11 protein-coding genes are annotated in these 18,629 nt (G+C 48.2%); 1 reads left to right on the top strand and 10 read right to left on the bottom strand.

Annotation, left to right across the window (positions count from 1 at the left end; genetic code table 11):
• From WG89_RS00865 to WG89_RS00840, 6 genes are all read right to left on the bottom strand, one after another.
• Window positions 1–551 (bottom strand): hypothetical protein (locus WG89_RS00865; protein WP_153301346.1); only part of this gene is annotated, 551 nt, incomplete at its 3' end.
• A 23-nt stretch (window positions 552–574) separates the two neighbouring features.
• Complete coding sequence (locus WG89_RS00860) at window positions 575–3,499, bottom strand: autotransporter family protein (RefSeq protein ID WP_062260229.1); 2,925 nt, start codon at window positions 3,497–3,499, stop codon at window positions 575–577.
• A 143-nt stretch (window positions 3,500–3,642) separates the two neighbouring features.
• Window positions 3,643–4,959: a short-chain fatty acid transporter gene (locus tag WG89_RS00855; RefSeq protein ID WP_062260227.1), complete on the bottom strand. Its 1,317-nt coding sequence runs from the start codon at window positions 4,957–4,959 to the stop codon at window positions 3,643–3,645.
• A gap of 169 nt (window positions 4,960–5,128) precedes the next feature.
• A complete protein-coding gene (locus tag WG89_RS00850; RefSeq protein ID WP_062260225.1) occupies window positions 5,129–5,695 on the bottom strand; it encodes a VOC family protein in 567 nt (188 codons plus the stop codon).
• 94 nt (window positions 5,696–5,789) lie between these two features.
• Window positions 5,790–7,616 (bottom strand): multicopper oxidase family protein, encoded by a 1,827-nt coding sequence (locus WG89_RS00845; protein ID WP_172806666.1) that lies wholly within the window; start codon window positions 7,614–7,616, stop codon window positions 5,790–5,792.
• A gap of 83 nt (window positions 7,617–7,699) precedes the next feature.
• On the bottom strand, window positions 7,700–8,611 hold the full coding sequence (locus WG89_RS00840; RefSeq protein ID WP_062260221.1) for a proline iminopeptidase-family hydrolase: 912 nt from the start codon (window positions 8,609–8,611) through the stop codon (window positions 7,700–7,702).
• A gap of 147 nt (window positions 8,612–8,758) precedes the next feature.
• Between WG89_RS00840 and WG89_RS00835 the strand changes: the two genes are divergently transcribed.
• Window positions 8,759–9,376 carry a hypothetical protein gene (locus WG89_RS00835; RefSeq protein ID WP_153301345.1) on the top strand — a complete coding sequence of 206 codons (618 nt, stop codon included), beginning with the start codon at window positions 8,759–8,761 and terminating at the stop codon, window positions 9,374–9,376.
• Between the two features lie 50 nt (window positions 9,377–9,426).
• Here WG89_RS00835 and WG89_RS00830 read toward each other — a convergent pair whose 3' ends face one another.
• The 4 genes from WG89_RS00830 to WG89_RS00815 all read right to left on the bottom strand — a co-directional run.
• Window positions 9,427–16,842: a hypothetical protein gene (locus WG89_RS00830; RefSeq protein WP_062260217.1), complete on the bottom strand. Its 7,416-nt coding sequence runs from the start codon at window positions 16,840–16,842 to the stop codon at window positions 9,427–9,429.
• Between the two features lie 357 nt (window positions 16,843–17,199).
• Window positions 17,200–17,967, bottom strand: coding sequence for a hypothetical protein (locus WG89_RS00825; RefSeq protein ID WP_062260215.1), 768 nt, complete (start codon window positions 17,965–17,967; stop codon window positions 17,200–17,202).
• Window positions 17,968–18,114: 147 nt separating this feature from the next.
• A complete protein-coding gene (locus WG89_RS00820) occupies window positions 18,115–18,291 on the bottom strand; it encodes a type II toxin-antitoxin system RelB/DinJ family antitoxin (RefSeq protein WP_062260232.1) in 177 nt (58 codons plus the stop codon).
• Window positions 18,292–18,428: 137 nt separating this feature from the next.
• Window positions 18,429–18,629, bottom strand: a 201-nt coding sequence (locus tag WG89_RS00815; protein ID WP_062260213.1) for a hypothetical protein, incomplete at its 5' end; no start/stop codon positions are given.

Below are 18,629 nucleotides of genomic sequence, written 5' to 3'. Positions count from 1 at the left end.
GACTCATCCTCCTCCATCATTGCCATGAGCTCTTCCAACAGCACTGCTTCTTCCTGAGAGGTAACACTGGCCAGGCTGATTTCATCGCCTTCAGGAAGGTGAGCTTTGATCAGGGCTTCTTTTACTTCCTGCCGCTTCATTTCCAGGCGCTGCTGTGCCCTGTCGATTTGTCGAGCCTCTCTGGAAAGCATAAGATGGATGTCCCGATAAACTCCGGCACTCCCCTGTTCATTGCGCATTGCTACCGTGGAATCAAGATCCTCGCTGAGTTTCCACTCCATCCCATCTGCGGGCCGATAGTCCGTTTTTTTAAGAAGGTATTTCTCGACTTTTTTTAACTGCTTGCGCACATCGGCAGAGCGCGCTTTTAACTCTGTCTCCATGTTGCGGGTCAGCATTTCTGCTTCTTTACGGATTCGTTTTTCCGCGACTGTTTCTAATGAGACCTTACGATGCCCCCAACGGCTCTTCAAAGTGTCACTGACAGATTGAATGTAATTCCTGAGAACGGTCAAGTTGGAGTTATTCTTTCCAGGACCATCAATGCTCATAATCGATTCTCCCCGATGATCTCTTAAAACTCATACCGAACTCTGGCTGAGAAGCTGTCGGAACTGTAATTCTCACTCCAGTTAAGGTCGTAGCCTGCTCTCAAGGTCCAGTGATTGCCTGTCTTAACACCAAAGGCCAAACCTGCTGACAAGCGATAGGGATCTCTGTCCGGACCGGTAACCTCATAAGACGATCCACCTGCCAGATAGGTCGCTTTGACTTTGCTGCCTGAAGAGATGAAATCGTAATAGCCCATCACACTCAGTTCAGGTTTGAAAACCGTTCTGCGTCCCCAGATTTCTCCATGAAATTTGAAACCCGCTCCCAGCTCGGCCGTAATGTAATCATCACTTTCTATTTTTTGCTCAAAGCCAGAGCTTCCTTTTTCCGAATAATCCTGGGCACGAATCAATCCATAATTAAACTCAGCCTGTGGCGATAAATTCCAGCTACCCATACGCCAGGCGGTGCCTCCTACAACCCTGAAGCCCCACTGGTCACTCTGAAAGTTGCCCTTAACCGTCTGGCCATTCACTGTTTTTTCTGTGTCATTGGTGCCATTACCCATGGAAGCCATGGCATCTATAAACATTCCCCGGTGGCTCCAACTGCCATAAAGAGTCGTCAAGTAGCTTTGCTGGCTGGTTTTAGCACCGTCATCCATGCCGATAGAGCCTGTGGATAAAGTCATAGCGAGACCCAGACGAATATTGGCCTCTAATTCCCCATCCACTCCCAGTGTCATGCCCCAGGCCTGATTCTTGAAACCCGGTTCTTGATTAACAACACCCTGTTTACCTGAGGTATGAAGAAGTTGGCCCCAGGCTGCACCATCCACAAACTGGTCACCGTAATTAAAACCACGACGGGTGCCGTGAATGCGGTTAAAGATAATATTATGGGCATTATTAGCCATGACCTGACCTGTTCTCTGCACTCCAGCAGAGACTTCGGGCTGAACTTCATTGGCCAGCTTGACTGAGTCACGGGTATTGTCATTCAGGGCTGCAAAAATAAGTGCTGATTTAGTGGCATCAGCCGGTGCGGTACTGACCGCAACATCAAGAGCTGCTGCCAATGCGGCCGCACTTCTGCTGCGTGCGCCTTTAGCTTCAAGCTGCTGCTTGAGATCCGCCGCTTTATTCACAGTCAATTTCACCTTAACCGACTTGCTATCGACAATAGGCTCAGCATTCACCAGCAGACTGCCCGAATCCACTGTCAGGCGATTCTTCACTGAACCCTCAACAATATTGGCACTTACTACTGTCAGCGTTGTACCGCTACCCAGTGTGCGGTATTCGACGGGTGTAGCAGGTCGGATCAAAACCTTGCTGCCATCGGCTTCAGCATCCAGGTTGCCAGCCACCGTTATGAGTGGATTGGTGGTATCAATACCTGTGAATTCCTGATTGTCAGCATCAAGAAGTGTCTGAAGTTGCAGTGTGACTGTTGTCATCGTGGGTAGGGTGAAATTGCCGGACATGGCAATGCTGGAAGTCTGGGTACTGACAATCAGGTGATCAACATTCTGAATGGTCGCGCCGTTAAACGCGCCAGCCCTGAATTCCACAACATCGGTCTTATAATCAGTGCTGCCAAAAATAGATCCGGTGGTGACTGCATCGTCCCCTTCCTGAAGGAAGTTGAGCGAAGATTTGGCGGCTGAGAAGTTGACGGCACTGACTGTGGTGTTGTTACCGGTAATCAGGCCGTTGAGAACATGGACACGACCAATAAAGGTTCCGTTTACTTCTATAGCACTGTCACTGGTGGCTTTTATCTCGCCTCCGTCTTCCACGAGAATGGCTGCATCAGCCTCACCCCGACCGCCTATTCCACCCAATTGGGCGTTAGCTGCTACATAAATCGCATTCTTTTCACTGGCCGTAGCTTCGATCTTACTGTTGGGCCCTCTGGACACCACGTAATCCGCCCTGGAGTAGTTATCCAGATAGACCGCATGATTGCTGGTCGACTGACTCACTCCCCCTTCCACGGCAGTATAACTTCCAGTCAAGGTCGCCCAGTTGTTGGCTGTGCCATAGGCCCAATAAGCAGCGCCCTGATTTGCGGTTTGGGTGCCACGAATAAACACCCCGGTCTCGATAGTGCCCTTGTTCTCAAAGGTTCCGGTATAAGTGCCGCTGACATAAACACCTGCAGCATCAGAGCCACCGCCCTGAACTAAACCACCGGTTTCTACCAGCAGCTTGCCGACGGCTCCACCGACGATATCAATGGCCCGTCCGTTGGTTGCAAGCATCTGCCCGGAAACATTGATGACCGTATCCGCTTCGGTTCGGGTAATCGTGAGGTTTTTGGAATTATGCCCATTGGTAAACTCACCCCCTATTCGTCCATCGCTGGCTACATAGAGAGCACTGCTGCCTGTTCCTGAAGATTTTATCCGGCTGTTACTGCCCACCAGGATGTAATCCATGTAGGAGTCCGAACCAATATTGACTGCATGTTCTTTGATGGCCTCAGAGACTCCGCCATTCACAACGCTATAACTTCCCTGCACAGAAGCCTGATGGGCGGCGTCCAAACCTTTACTCATATAGGCATTGCCGGTTTCATGAACGGATTGTCCCGTGATCACCATACCATTGCGAATATGTCCCTGATTTTCCAGGGTGCCTTGAAGATGGCCTGTTGTATTAATAAAAATTGTGGCTTTTTCATAAGACGATGGAGGGCCAGCCGTCTCGCTGGTACTGAGAATGACTTCAGTATCCAGTTTGATACCACCCAACCGGGCTTTCACATCGATCACCGGAGATGCAGCACCGGAATTGATGTCGGCTCCCACCACAATACGGCGGGTATCATGGATTTCTACGGTTGTAGGTGCACTAATATTCCAGTCCGCAGCCTGGGCTGAAGCAATCGATACAGCCGTTGCCAGTGTGCTGAGCAGAAAACGGTTGAATGAAGCTTGCACGGTCCTTGTGCCTTCCCTGTTCTAACTGCCAGTTCAAACCATTACCGGAACACTTCCTTTTTCCGGTATCTGCTTTATTCATCGGTTCATTCAGGGAATGTCTTAGAGAACAGCATCAATTTGCTTCAGTAATAAAACAGCTTTCAAGCAGCCAGATAGAAAACGCCTCCAATAATGACCCCACTGACCAATAAATGCATGATGCAAAAGCCCATAATATCCCGTGCCTGAAGACCGGCCACCGCCAGTGCCGGCAAAGCCCAGAAGGGCTGAATCATATTGGTCCAGGCATCGCCCCAGGCAATGGCCATGGCAGCTTTCGCTGGCTCTACACCCAGTTCAAGCGCTGCCGGAATCATGATGGGAGCCTGAATAGCCCACTGCCCACCACCGGAGGGAATAAACATATTGAGCAGACCGGCACTGATAAAAGTCATCAAGGGGAAACTGTCTGCAGAAGCAATGGAAACAAACCACTCACTCATGGCTGCTCCCATCCCTGAGGACATCATCATTCCCATAATGCCCGCATAAAGTGGGAACTGAATGATAATGCCACCAGCCCCTTTAACTCCCTGAGTCACAGCATCAAGAAAGCGACCAGCATGACCATGAAGGATCAACCCCAGAGTCAGGAAGAAAAAGTTAACAATATCCAGTGTCAGGCTGGCCCCATTTCTGGAAAAGTAGATCCACAAATAAGCCAGGCCCATAAGGCCAGGTAATAGCGCCAGCAGGCGACTGTGTTCCAGCTTTCTGGCAGGAGAATCAATGACGGCTGGTTCCGTGACTGAAGGTTCTTCCAAACGTTTCGGGTCTACGGTCACAGTTTTATCCAGCCCCCGCATCATCAGCCAATTCAGGGCAGGCATAATGACCAGCAGCAAACCAAGAATAATCAGGTTAAAGCGGGCAAAAATCGTTTCCGAACTGTGGATAACGCCCATGATGCCGGACATAAAGTGATGCTCTGTAGCAATGGTCAGGGGTACAGAACCCGACAAACCTCCATGCCAGATCAAAAAGCCACTGTAGGCACTGGCAATCAGAAGACGGTAGTCAATAGCCTGCTGTGCCCTGGCCATATGCTTGGCAAAGAGAGCCCCGACAATCAAACCAAAGCCCCAGTTAATCCAGCAGGCGATAAATGAGATCAGTGTGACCAGCACAATGCCTTGCCCGGGAGATTGCGCCAGCTTTGCCGCCTTTTTCAGAAATTTATGAACGATAGGGGCAACAGCGAGAACATAACCTGTAACCAGTACAAGTACCATTTGCATGGTGAAGGTCAGCAGCTTCCAGATAGAGTCTCCCCAAAACTGAACCATGTTTGCAGGCGAGTGTGGGGTAAACAAAATCCCCAGAATAAAAGCCAGTAGAGTCAGTAGAACGGCCAGAACGAAAGGATCAGGCAAATAGCGGCGCATCAGGTGATCAAAGAACCCGGTCAGTCTCTGCATGGTGGCTCCAGTTGTTGTTTTAATTACAGTGTTGAGCCATGACCTGAAAGCTCAGGCTATAGAGACATGGGCCCTGAAATTAAGATAGCCTTCTTCCTTCTGAAATCCAGAAAGATGAATCAAAATCTGATTCAACGGTTAATGATGAACCGCTGGAATGTCAGGTGCATTAATCAGGCTTTTGCTCAAACTCCCACTGAACGCCATAGGGATCTATGAAGTAAAAATATCGAATACCTGCAACCATTTTTCGAACGCCCTGACGTGAGTCCGGATCTTTATTCAACTCATCATCAAAAAACGAAAACTCGTTATCCGAGATTTCATCAATCCTGAAAGGTCGGTACTCAGGAGCAGAGTTAATTAATCTGACCCCTGGTTGCTTCTTGATATGCTCAAAAGCCGCATCAATCTCAGTAACATTCATTGCCACATGGCGTGGCCCGCCCAAATCGTTGGTCTTTTTGAACCGGATTTCTTGTTCACCCTGGGGTGAGTGGTACTGCATAAGCTCCAGTTTAAGTTCGTCTTCAGAAGGCAAAATCAGAAAGCGGATAGATACCTCCACACTCTCCGGTTGATCAAGAAAACCGGCCGAGCGAGCAAACCCGCTGTTTCTGAAGTGAGGAAAGTCCAGAAAAGGTTCTGCAAAAAACGTTTCACGATAGAATCGGGTCGCCTCTTCTATCTCGTCAACAACAATATTGATGTGACTTAACTGCTTGAACTGAATCATGGCGGCAACACTCGCCCAATGGGTTCATGGAACTATTAATTCATGGAACTATTAATTCATGGAACTATTAGTCCATGGTGCTGTTAAGAGCTACTCATTTATCACTCGCTTTTGGCAGTAATGGTCTCGTCTCAGGTAGCTTTTTAGGTAGCAGCGACTTGGCTTTTAATAACAACCAGGCTCCCAGTGGGGTGCAATAGATTACCCCTCCCGTTACGCTCACTACTAGAATGGTTCCGACCACTGCTCCTGCTGCAACAGCTGCTATTTTCCAGACTGGCCAGTCAGAAGCTGCATCAGGACAGAGTGAAGATTTCCCCTCTTCACCCGCAAACTGAGCATAGGCCATCATGCCCTGATCTTCATGGGGCAGGATATGGCAGTGCATTACATAGTTGCCCGTGTACCGTTCCGGCTGAAAGCGAACCTTAATACTGTTTTCAGCTTCTTCCGGAAGGTAAGGAATAAAAAGTGTGTCGTGCCAGTCTCCGATCTGAAAATAATTGCCGGTTGTAGACACGGTCTCAGGCAATTGAAATGGACTGACGTGCAAATGAAAGGAATGGTAGTCCGCATTTACCAGCGTCCATTCCTGAACAGTTTCCATATCTGACTTATAAACAGGCTGTTCAGGATTGAAGGTTGTGTCATTGATCGCGAACCACTTTGTATCTTCATTATCTTGCAGCCTGAACTCTGCTTTAGTCAGCCTGGATGCCTCTACCTGGGTCAAGTCCGGCAAATAGCAGGGCATTGCATACTTGAATGACTTAAGTTCAGGTTGGGGGGGCTTTTCACTGTCTTTGACGTCCAGATACATCAGGGTGCCCGTACCCATGAACGTCGTATCATCATTAGCTTCTGACTTGGAAATTAAAGCTCTCTCGCCAGCACGGCTGCAACGAACAGCCAAATCAACACGACCACCACCGGGCAAAATGAGTCGATCTACCTGACGAGGCAGTTCTTTCAAAAAAATGCCGTCTTTAGCCAGCAGCTGAAACTCACAATTCTGTGGAGCGGGAATACTCAGCCACTGCATAAATGCAGCATTGATTAACTGCAGGCGTTTCCATTGCCCCTTTTCCATCGCCAAGTAAGGTTGGTACTGGCCATTTGCCGTAATAAAGCTGTTGCTGGCAAACCATGCTTCCTCTTGTGGGAGACAAGTGCCATTGGATTCCACTTTCCAGATTTGATCATTAGAGGCCGTCGATATCGCCTTCATCTTTTCCAGATTCCATTCATTAAACATGACCAGCTCTTTTTCAAGAGCAGCAATATCAGCAGGAATTTGATCAGATGCGTCTTCTTCAACCACAATCGCGCCTGCAGCTCCACCTCCCACCTGAAGAGCAGTAGAGCCATGTTGATGTGGGTGATACCAGAAAATGCCTGGAGCATGGTAGCCAGGTAAGCGAGTCTGGTAGTGGAATTGTTCACCTTCTTTTATCTGGATAGATAGCACATCATCTGCGGGCGCTCGTGAGGAAACATGCAGTCCATGTGTATGGAAGTTGGTGGTGTTGGGTAATCGAAAATGATTGAGCTGACCTTCTGCTCCTTTTGGCAGTGTGTTGAAAAGCGTCAGATCCAGAAGATCTCCTCGCTTCAATCGCAAAGTTGGTCCAGGAACAGAAGCGACATTGTTATGACGATACATACGGGTAGTAATATTATGGCAAGGCGCTTGAAAGGTTCCCTGAACAAAATCCAACTGAGTGCTAAGTGTTCCTCCCTGGCTGGAAATACTGGCAAGCTTTTGCAGAGGTTCAGAAGCTGGCTGCAAGCCACTGCCAGAGTGGACTATGTCTGACTCTAACGGTCTGGCAATGGCCAAAACCGAACAAAACACCAGCAATACCCAAAGTATTGCTAACTGCAATCGTCGTTGCTGAGGAACCAAAACTACTAACGCCATCCGGACAGCCATTCAACTTCTGACCACTTGAGTAGCAAATCAGAATAGCAGAAATGAATATGGCTACCGGATTAATACATTGCTTATATTCTTCCGTTTTCTACGTCCCTGAAAAAATCGACCAGCGCGGCTTTGTAGTTCTCCGGATCATCCCACATGCTGCAATGACTGCCGTTATCGCACAAGACCAGCCTGCTGTGAGGCAAAATAGAAGCCATCTGTTTCTGATCATCAGGAGACATGGTGTCGTAACGACCTGAAAGTACAAGCGTTGCAACCCGGATTTCAGCCAGCTCATTCCAACGATCCCAACCCAGCAGATTGCCTGTAAAAACAAACTCATTATTACCCTGCATGGTGTTGTATACCTGATGATTCATGTGATCAAAAGCTCGGCTTAAAGGCTCAGGCCAGTGAGGCAACCTGCAGATGTATTTTCGGTATAGGTGTTCCATTAACAGGGACTGATACTCTTCATTTTCGAATTCATTCCGAGCTTCATAGTGCTTCATTTTTTCAACCACTTCCGGAGGGAGCTGCTCCCGAAGATGATTAATATGAGCCATATAAGAATGAATACTGCCGGTGATGCCAGCAAGAATAAGTCCCTTCAAATGACGCTGGTATCTTAGCGCATATTCAATAGCCCAAAGCCCCCCGCAGGAATGTCCATAGAGATAAAAATCTTCAAGACCCAGAGCTTCCCGGACTTGCTCAATCTCATCAATGAAGCGTTCCAGTTGCCAGAGAGACTCATCCTCAGGCTGGTCTGAACACCATGAGCCCAACTGATCATACAAAATGACTTCAACCCCTTGAGGGGCTAAAAAATCTTCCAGACATTCCAGATACTCGTGAGAACACCCCGGACCACCATGCAGGGTCAAGAGCTTTACAGGACCTGAACCCAGCCTTTGAGTCCAGACCCGATAGCCGTTATCCAGTGTCACCCACTGAACACCTGGTGCTTTCTGCTTCTCTTGCTTGGTCATCATGCCTGTACGCTGTTTAGGTTTCGCAACGGCTTCAGTTTAGGCAGTTTCTGGGAAAAAGAAGCAGCATGACAAAAATCAGCTACTTTCCAGATGGTCAGATTCATGCGCACTTTAATTTTTCTTTTTTCCTATTTGCGAACTCGTCACATGAAAAAGATTCTCTTGATAACACTGGCCACCCTCCCATTTACAGTAAAAGCTCATAGCACCACAGCCTGTCAGGCTATATACGGCGATTCAGGGCAATCGTCCTATGTCTCCGGCTTCAATCTTTCATCAGGTGAGACATTCACGGGCAAACTAACAGCAGGCAGTTATCAGGATGGTTTTCAGTCGATCACTTCAGGTCAGTTGAGCATTCGAAACCCATCTACTCACACGTTTTATGCTCTAACCCTTATAGACTTTCAAAGTTTGTGCCGGGACAACGGCCAATCTTTTTCCGACTCATTAGAACTGAAATGGCGTTTTGAAGATCCAGCAATGCCAGACCTGTATGGCTTTAATGTGAGACTGCTGAGTAATAACTGCTACTCAGGCGTGACCCGATCTTTCAGTGGTGAGTCGTCTATGGAAATGATTACTTTCTGTGTCTCTCATAAGCAACCAGAAAGCATGGACGCAATATTTAAGATACCTCTGCTAAAACAAAGAGTATGTAATGAGACATCCCTGTTAAAGCGATCTGGTCTTACATCACACCAGTGTCGAGATCGTTTCAATAAGCAACGAAATCATTTTCAGTTCTCATCCAACTCTCTCTGATTAACGAACTGGGAAGGACTCATATTCCAAAGAATGAGTCCTTCTGAGGCTTAGAAGTGATAACGGAATTTGGCATTAAAAGCGTGTGAGCGGTAATGCTGACTCCAGCGATAGTCGTAGCCGGTGCGAATAAACCAATTACTACCCATGTCAAAATACAGACCAAAGCTGGTCAGGTAGCGTTGCCTGTCACGCTCAGGTCCTTCAACAAATGCGGAAGGTCCACCGGCCAGGAAGGTGTACTGTACCTTTGATCCCGTGGTGTTGAGGTCTGTGTAAGCTTTAAAGGTAAAGTCAGGCTCTACATAGCTGGTGCCATTATGGAACAGACCTCGCAACGTGAAGCCCAGCCCCATCTCCAATGCACTGTAATCCTGAATTTCAATTTTCTGTTCTGTACCTACGTTGCCTTGTTCTTCATAAGCGTCAAAGTTAACCTGGCCATAGTTGAACTCAACGACAGGTGTAAATTCCCAGCTATCCCCTACCGGGAATCGATAGCCAGCAATGGTTTTCAGGTTCCATTGTTTACTGGTGTAGCTACCCGTTACCTTCTGGCTCTGAACGGTTTTATCGGTGTCGTTCTGGGCTGTTCCCACGGTCAACAGGGTATCCACAAAATAAGACGCCCTCTCCCAGCTGCCATAAACCGTTCCCAGGAAGTTATGACTCTCGGTTGAACGATCACCTTCTGTATTTACAACACCAAAGCCGTAGGTTGCGGCCACTCCAAGGCGGAAGCTGTCCAGCACCACAGAATCGATCCCGAGAACGATACCTCCAGAACGATTATTAAATCCGTCACTGCCGTTTTTCTCGTCATGATTCCCTTCCAGATACATCGCCTGTCCCCAGAAGGTACCACCATTAATCAATGTGTAATCCATCTGTCGAACCTGACGATAACGGCTGGAAGACGTAGAATCCGCATCCGGTTCATAATCTTGCTGATCATCGTCTTCGTCTCTGGCTTCTTCTTCGTCATCGTAACTGTTGCCATAGAGACCAAAACCATAACCATCGTCACCATAGTTCAGGCCACCCGCCCTCAAACTATCGATCCGGTCAAAGATGATTCTTTGTGTCGCCAGAGCCATCTCCCTGGGTGCGATATGGGCATAACCCGTGGTATCCGCCCTGACATCATCCTCAATATCACCCACCGTTTCTTCGTCCTGATTCAGTGTTGTCAGGATCTGTTGAGATTTCACAGGGTCCGCATTGGGATCCAGTGCCGCAAGCAGCGCCTGTCCCATTACCCCGTTAATATCCTCTGAAGTACTGGCGCTCAGGCGCACCTTGATACTGTTATTTTCGACATATTTCTCGGCTTGCAACAGCACACTGCCGGAATCAATGTCGATCAGTCCAACAGCCTCATTATCAACCGCCTGTGCATCCACAACGGTGATGACTGGTCCAGTGCGATAGAGATTCAGGTAAGCATTATTGTCTTCAGGGACAAATGTGACATTGCTTCGGTCAGTATTGGAATAGACAGTCCCTGTCGTTGTGATCAGCGACTTGTCGGTATTGATATTGTCATCGAGGTACACGGTGGTTTTGCTGGGCAGGGTAAAGTCACCATGCATCTTGATATAGGAGTCATCACTGATGATCAGATGTTCAACACTGGTCAGGTTCCCTTCAAAAGAGCCTTCTCGTATAGAAACCACGTCTGTTGCAAGACTGCTGCCTTGTATCCGTCCCTTAGTGAATGAAGATGTTCCGGTCTGTACAAAGTTCAGCGCAGTATCCGCATTTTCAAAGTCGATAGCATAAGCGGTGGTGTTGTTCCCCAACTGACCACCACTACTGACGGAGATGTTACCAGAGAGCGTTCCATCCACCTTGATAGCAGCACTGCCCACATTACTGGTACCGGTTATCAGCCCCCCAGAAGTGATTCCGATGCCAGAAATACCATTACCCAGTTTGGCATTATCAGCTACATAAATAGCAGACTGACCATCGGCATTGGCCTTGATGTAGCTGCTGTTGCCATTCACTTCGATAAAATCAGTTTCTGAATATTCATCCAGATGAACAGCATGGCTGGCATTGGAACTCACAGAGCCACCACTCATGACCCGATAGCCTCCAGTCAGCTTCGACTTGGCAGTGCTGCTATTACCTTTGGCATAATAAGCCTGGGTACTGGAAACATGGGAGCCATCCACCGTGATGCCAGAGGCTACTTCACCCTGGTTGTAGATTCTTCCTGTGTAGCTACCGCCAATCTTGATGGCACTGTCAGCCGCTTCACCAGCGTATACCAGACCGTACTGACCAATGTTCATGGCACCTTGTGCAGTACCGGCAATATCAATGGCATGACCCAGAGTAGAAGTCACCTGACCATCAATCGTGGCAGCAGTTGTTCCTTCATAAGTACCCAGTGTTCCGCCATTGGCCACGTATATTGCGCTCTTGTCACTGGCCAAACTGGTGATCAGTCCAATCTGACTGGCTGTTGAATAGCTGGCGCCTTTAACGGTGATACTTTCAATCGTACCTCCGTTTTCAACAGCCAATGCATGATCACTGCTGGCTCGGTGACGACCACCCAACTCAACCGATGTCGCCTTGATAGTGCCATCACTGCGAACGGTTCCCGCCAAAGTACCTGCAACCGTGACATTATCTATAGTTGTGCCACTTCGAGTCCGAACCGTCTCACTGGTATCAATACCCAGAGTACCGCCCGACTCAACCATTACTCCGGTCACACTGGAGGTCCCTTCGGTAAGAATTTCAGTACCGCTGGCCGAGAAGGCAAACCCCCCATTCTTAACGACATAGTTACCGTCTACCGAAGCATTGCCTGTTAAATAAAGAAGAGGGCCTGATGTAACCTGGTGACGATTGGAAACATCAATATCACCGGTAATGGTTCCAAGGTTTCTGATAGCCCCGGTGTAAACACTGTTTATGGCTATGGAGCCATCCGTTGTATCACCTGCCAGCGTAGCGCCGTCATCAATTCGAATCACACCAGTAACAACACCGTCCATCTGTACTGCATACCCGGAAACTGACGACACAGTTCCTTCAATATCAATCACTGTGTCGGTTTCGAGTCGATTGACACCAGTGCCTGTATCACTGCCACCCAGCTGACCACCACTGGCTATTCGAATAGCACTATTACCGCCGGAACTTCCAGCCGTTCCGGCAGTGCTTCTTAATGTGCCTGATACAACTACTGAATCTAAATAGGAGTAACCACCGACCACCAGCGTATCACTGCCCGTTGAAGTTACAGTGACACCATCATCAATGGTGTAGCCGCCTCCCTGGTCATTAACACCGACAAGAGCGGCACGGTCACTCACCAATCCCTGGGAAAGATAAGCCTGGTTTGCGGCTGTCTGGTTCTGATCAATGTAGATACCACCACGAATCACACCCCGGTTTTCGATGGAGCCGCTATGAGTCCCGGAACCATCCAGAAGGATGGCCGCATCGGTAGCACCGCCTTTACCCGTAATAGAGCCGGTGGAGTTAATCATCAGTTTACCGGTCAGGGCACCTTGCACTTCAAGGGCTGCACCCGCATCCGAAGTCAGGGCGCCATTCACCGTCAGGGCTTCGTTACTTTCTGCACCGCTGTTTAAGTGAGCGTTCTCGGCAATGTAAATGGCCCGTTTGTTAGCTCCAGTGCTCCGCAGGGTAGAGCCTGAACCTATCGTTACATTAGTGATGTCTGAATACGAACCAACATAAACAGCATCTTCAGAAGTAGTAACGCTTTGACCATCCGCCACAATATAACTGCCACTTAAAGTGGCTCGGTCACCAGAAGTGCCCTGAGAATAATAAGAAGAACCGGCAATGGTCTGGGTACCGTTCAGATAAATATCGCCAGAGATATCACCCTCATTGCGAATGGTTCCTGTCAGAGTCCCCCCATCAAGGTTGATCGCCCTGTCTCCGGAAGCGTTTAGATTCCCGGTGGCAGTAACATGAATGGCATTACTGCTGCTGACAGATCCTACCGATCCGCCATTGATGATGTTAATGCCATTGCCACTGGTGGTGTGATTACCACTGATTGAAATACCGTCAGCTATGCTACCGCCATCAACGTCGATACTGCCCGTATAGTTACCGCCATTGGCAATGTTAATTCTGCCATCACCTATGGCTCCGTTGACCAGAATCTTACCCGTTGTTGTTCCCGCAATATTGATCGCGTTCCCTGCACTGGAAGATAGAGAAGCTCCCGTCGCTACTTCAATAATGGTAGTGCCTTCAACACTACCCAGTTGACCCGTAGAGGTAATAGAGATCGCATCACTGGTGGCAGACTGAGAGCCAGCAATATGAATCTTGTCGGTAATACTGCCACTGTTGATGATGGAACCTGTATGGGTTCTTCCGGAAGCCAGGTTGATGGCGACAGTATCACCACTGAGCGTACCGCCCTGAAGCACCTGGATCTGACCCGTCAGGTTGGTATCGATATTAATGCCAATACCACCGCTACCCGTTGCACTGACAGTGGCACCGTTTTCAATGGATATGATGGTTTCAGCCTCATCAGGTGAACCATCATCAATACTGGAACCACTCTCCAGCTGAATGGCATGCTTGCTGGCTGCCTCAGCCGTTAGAGAACCAGAAGACACTTTGATCTGATCTACTCTTGAGCCACTCTGAAGGTGTACTGCATGTTCGCCTGTCGACTTAACAGCTCCCCTGACATCATAAGTGCCAGATAAGGTTGAACTGTTGTTGCCCAAATAAGCCGCACCAGTGGCTGTCTGGGTTGTCACAATCACCCCCGAACTGATATCACCACTGTTATTAATGGATCCGTTCACTGTACCAGTACTGTTTATGCCATTGGTCACGCTGCCGGAAGCGTTGATATTAATATTGCCAGTGATTATGGATGAGTTAGTAATAGAGCCTATGGTGCCATCATTTTCAATGGAGCCAGTCAGGGTAGCACTGTTGGTAATGGCAGCAATCGTACCCGTGTTTGCAATATTCCCCTCAATAGTTCCATTGTTGACGATACCCGTGGTGACGCTGCCGGCAACATTGATAGCGTTAGTAGCACCTTTCAATTTGGCACCGGCATCATTCGTCACTGTAATGGTACCCACACTACTGGTTCCACCAATAGAAACCGCATCAGCCCCGGTAGTGACAACGTCACCGGACACTGTATAGCTGGTGAGAGTGGCTGACCCACTGGAGCTGTATGCCGCTGCAGAGCCAGCGTTCTGACCTTTTACAGCAATAGTGCCAATGGTATTGGCATTGGTGATGCTGCCCGTAATCGTTCCAGTGCTGGTGATAGTAGTGATAGTGCCCGCCGCAGCATTGGTGATATTACCGTAGATATTTCCGCTATTGGTGATGGTGCCAATGCTACCACCATTGTTGATGGTGCCACCGTTATCTGTAGAGTCACCCAAAGCCCCATTCGCACCGATATTGAGGTTGGTAATATTACCAGTGGCATCCAAGTTGATAGCCGTACCGCCCGGATTAGCCTTCAAGGCACCGTTCACGTTCAGATTGGTAATGGTTCCATTATCACCTGAAGCCTGTCCCAGAGAGATGGCCGTAGCGCCAGAAGAGGAAACTGAGCCACCGGCCTGAACGGTATAATTAGTCAGCGATCCACCTGCAGAAGAGTAAACCGTACCGCCACTGGTCTGACTGGTTAACTCAACATTGGTCACAGTCCCTTCATTATTGATATTACCGGTGATGGTGCCTGTGCCTTCTGTCTTTATGGTGGTCACAGTGCCATCCACCTTCACAGCATTCTGGTTAACGGTATCCGTTGTGGATAAGTTACCACCGCTGGTTACTGTCAATGTGTCCAGAGAAGTGCCCGCACCAATAGCAATCGTGTCGTCATCCGATGTGACATTACCATTGATGATCATTCCACCAGTCAGTGTGCCAGTACCGGTAGATTGATAGGCCGAATTGTTCACACCTGATGCAGTAACAGTTCCCAGCGTTACACCACCAGTAATGCTTCCGGTATTAGTGATTCCTCCATTAATGGTACCGGTACTGTTAATACCTTCAATCAAGCCACCGTTGATAATATTCCCGTTAATGGTTCCGGTATTTTCAATGCCCGTATTGCTTGGTCCATTGCCTATCGTGGCATTATTCGTCAGTGTGATATCACCGTTAATGTTGCCGCTGTTACTGATCTTGTTGATTTTTGTAGAGCCACCGTCCAAAACAATGACACTGCCTCCACCCGTTCTGGTGAGAGTTCCACCATTACTGACGGTAACTGTATCAATGGTGCCACCGTTGGTAAGTGAAATAGTGTTGCCACTGCTACTTACGGTACCTGAAACAGTAAAGCCACCAGTTAAGCTGCCATTATTGGATTGATACGCTGAGCCACTGGCACTGTGATTTCCCTTAACTTCAATACCACCGGTAATAGTGCCTTCATTGACAATAGTGCCACGGATCGTTCCGTCCAGATCAGCGGCTTTGCCTGAAGAGGAAGAAAGGGTTCCACCACTTTTAACCTGGATAATCACTTCACCCTGGTTGTCACCCAGAGTGCTACCGGATACAGTTTTGATTGCATCGCCCGTTGCATTGTGGGTACCACCCACAATGATGGCATCATTGACCGCACCCGATACCTCAATACTTCCGGTATAAGTGCCATCAATATTAATGGCACCTTTCTCTGTGCCCCCTGAAGAAGTTTTCTGCTGACCGGATACAATACCGGAAATATCCATTTTTCCTGTGGCTGTACCATTAGTAGAGATATTGATGGCTGAAGAGCCTGTGGAAGATACTGTTCCATTGATATCAAGAATGGTGTCCGTTTCATTTCGAACAATGTTGCCTTCACTGCCACCTATGTCTGTGTTGTTGAAGCTGCCCCCCAGCTGGCCATCAGCTCCCACATTAATGGCAGAGTTTGAACCTGTATTGGTCAGTGACGAACCGATTTCTACATTGATGTAATCGATATAACCATTCTGCCCAATCGAAACGGTATCGGAAGTAGACGAAGTTGCTGTGGCATTGTTATTGACGATCACGCCTTCATGGATACTCGCATAACCTGTGTCATTTGTTACTGATAAAACACCCCCAGCAACCGTGGTATCACCGGAAATAGTGATTCCGTCATCAATGTGACCCATGTTGGTGATGGTGGCGTTAACGGTACCACTAGCATCAATCTGTATTGAACGACCAGAAGTAGAAGTGACCTTGAAGGTTTTATTTACCGTAATACCAGCAGCCGTACCTGTACCTTCAATCGTTACAGCATTGGCTCCTGTGACATCCAGATCACCGTTGATGTTGACAATATCAGTGCCATTATTTGGAGCAGTATTATTTCTAATGACTGCAGTGGTTCCACTGTAATCAGCAGCCCACACGGGACCGGCCGCCATAAAGCCCACCAGCGATGGCACAATAAATTGCCTGATAAAACGATTCTGCAACTGCACAGTCCCTGTGCTCCCCTAAATCCATTGATGGCATTCAGAACTTCTGACCGGGAAACGGCTCAACAGCTCTTCCCGGTCAACTATCTATTGCCCAACTAGCTAATGATTCCCAATAGGCAAAAATGATCTGACGAGAGATACCTTGTGATGTGATCGGCGGTCTGTGGAAAACTTTCTATAACAATTGTGGATAAGTATAAATATCATCAACAGCGAATATTTATATGGAGAGCGTAGAGTCGGCTAAAAGCCTCTATTTGTGCACGGTACTGTTTCTAGCGTTCTAAGAGCACTCAAGGAAAACCTGTGCATAAAAAGTGTATAACTGGTTATACACAGGCCACGACACAGTCACCCCTTCGGTAAATCGAGATTACTGGTAATACGCTTGCCCATACTATCAATGGAGCCAACGAGGAGGCTGATCAGCTTTTTATCAGTAGCCTGCTCACTGCTGAGCCGGTGTCTCACCTGGGTAAACAGGTATTTTAAGTGCTGGAGAAAAGCCGTATCAGCGAGATACCCTTTATGGGAGCGAACGCAGTCCTTAACGTCTTTCAAATCCTGATAAAGTGAATCGCGCTTGACCAGTCGAGCTGCCACCCTGGACAACTGCCTTCCTGAAAGGTCATAAATACCCAGAATATTCATGATGGAACCTTTCTGGCTGATCAGAACATCAAGGTTGGCATCTTCTATCTGGGATCGGGCTGGCACAGGTTCACTTACGGCATCAGGAGTAGCATTTATGAAATCAAATTCCTCCACATCCTGGACCTCTACTTCTGTCATGACCGGAGCACTGCCGACCAGATCCGGATAAAAAGCCCCCGCTGTGGCTCCAATGATTGCTCCTCCAGGTCCGCCCAGAACCAACCCTGTCATAAAGCCTCCAACACCACCCCAGCAGCGCTCTGTAAACCATTTGGAGTAGGACGCTTCGGCATCAACGACCTTCACTTTATTGATGGCACCATCTTCCTTGTGTTCAACAACGACAACATCTCGACCAAAATCCGTCTGGCCTTCTTGCTTTTCAGAAGCTTCAGGGGATACTGGAGAAACAGAAGAAGTAGAGTGGCTGGGTGAGGACGAATCGGTAGGTTTGGGGCTGCTCATGTATAGAATCCATTCTGGTCGTTTCCTTCTTTCCAGAATAGATAGACCCAGGATTATTTTCAGGTTACTGCTTCGGGTCAGTTTGACAACAGCCTTTTATGTTCAAAACTGCTGCCTTTCTGACAGAAGTTTATTCCTCAAGAATGCTTACTGCTTATCATCAGGAATCACAACATCAAACGGTAGCCCCTTTCTTAAAGCAATCTGACTGAAGTAAATATTGATAGCCTGTGAAGTTGTCAGCCCCAGTTTGCGAAGCACTTCTTCGGCTTCTTCTTTCAGAGCTTCGTCGATACGAGCTCGGACAGTGGTCTCTTTAGCCATATTTTTTATTCCTGCACTCTCATATTTCTGACTGGAATCAAAGATTTGCCCCATGGTAACCCAAACCGCCCGCTTACGGATGCGTTCTTCCCAGTATTTTCCAATCCTGAAATGAGCCTGAAGGCAGGTACTACTACCTAACCCTCGGCTTGTCGCTCATGAACTAATTGAAACAGGATTTCTCTGGCTTGTTGCAGCTTTCTGGCCGCTTCATTATCGGTCATGGCTTCCGCTTTGTCCTTTAGTTGGTCCAGTGTAATCCCTTCTTTCAGGTACTGTTCTGGTTCCTTCAGTGACAGGAACTTTTCGTAAGGGGTCATCATGTTTTCATAGCGGTA

Origin of the sequence: Endozoicomonas arenosclerae, from assembly GCF_001562015.1 — a bacterium.
Taxonomy (GTDB): Bacteria; Pseudomonadota; Gammaproteobacteria; order Pseudomonadales; family Endozoicomonadaceae; genus Endozoicomonas_A; species Endozoicomonas_A arenosclerae.
The sequence above is the reverse complement of the archived record's forward strand: the minus strand, read 5'-3'. Positions and strand labels throughout refer to the sequence as shown.

What these genes read in the sequence shown, in the direction of transcription:
- WG89_RS00855 (WP_062260227.1), bottom strand. Translation starts at nt 4,959, where the DNA reads ATGCAGAGACTGACCGGGTTCTTTGATCACCTGATGCGCCGCTATTTG.
- WG89_RS00850 (WP_062260225.1), bottom strand. Translation starts at nt 5,695, where the DNA reads ATGATTCAGTTCAAGCAGTTAAGTCACATCAATATTGTTGTTGACGAG.
- WG89_RS00845 (WP_172806666.1), bottom strand. Translation starts at nt 7,616, where the DNA reads ATGGCGTTAGTAGTTTTGGTTCCTCAGCAACGACGATTGCAGTTAGCA.
- WG89_RS00840 (WP_062260221.1), bottom strand. Translation starts at nt 8,611, where the DNA reads ATGATGACCAAGCAAGAGAAGCAGAAAGCACCAGGTGTTCAGTGGGTG.
- WG89_RS00835 (WP_153301345.1), top strand. Translation starts at nt 8,759, where the DNA reads ATGAAAAAGATTCTCTTGATAACACTGGCCACCCTCCCATTTACAGTA.
- WG89_RS00825 (WP_062260215.1), bottom strand. Translation starts at nt 17,967, where the DNA reads ATGAGCAGCCCCAAACCTACCGATTCGTCCTCACCCAGCCACTCTACT.
- WG89_RS00820 (WP_062260232.1), bottom strand. Translation starts at nt 18,291, where the DNA reads ATGGCTAAAGAGACCACTGTCCGAGCTCGTATCGACGAAGCTCTGAAA.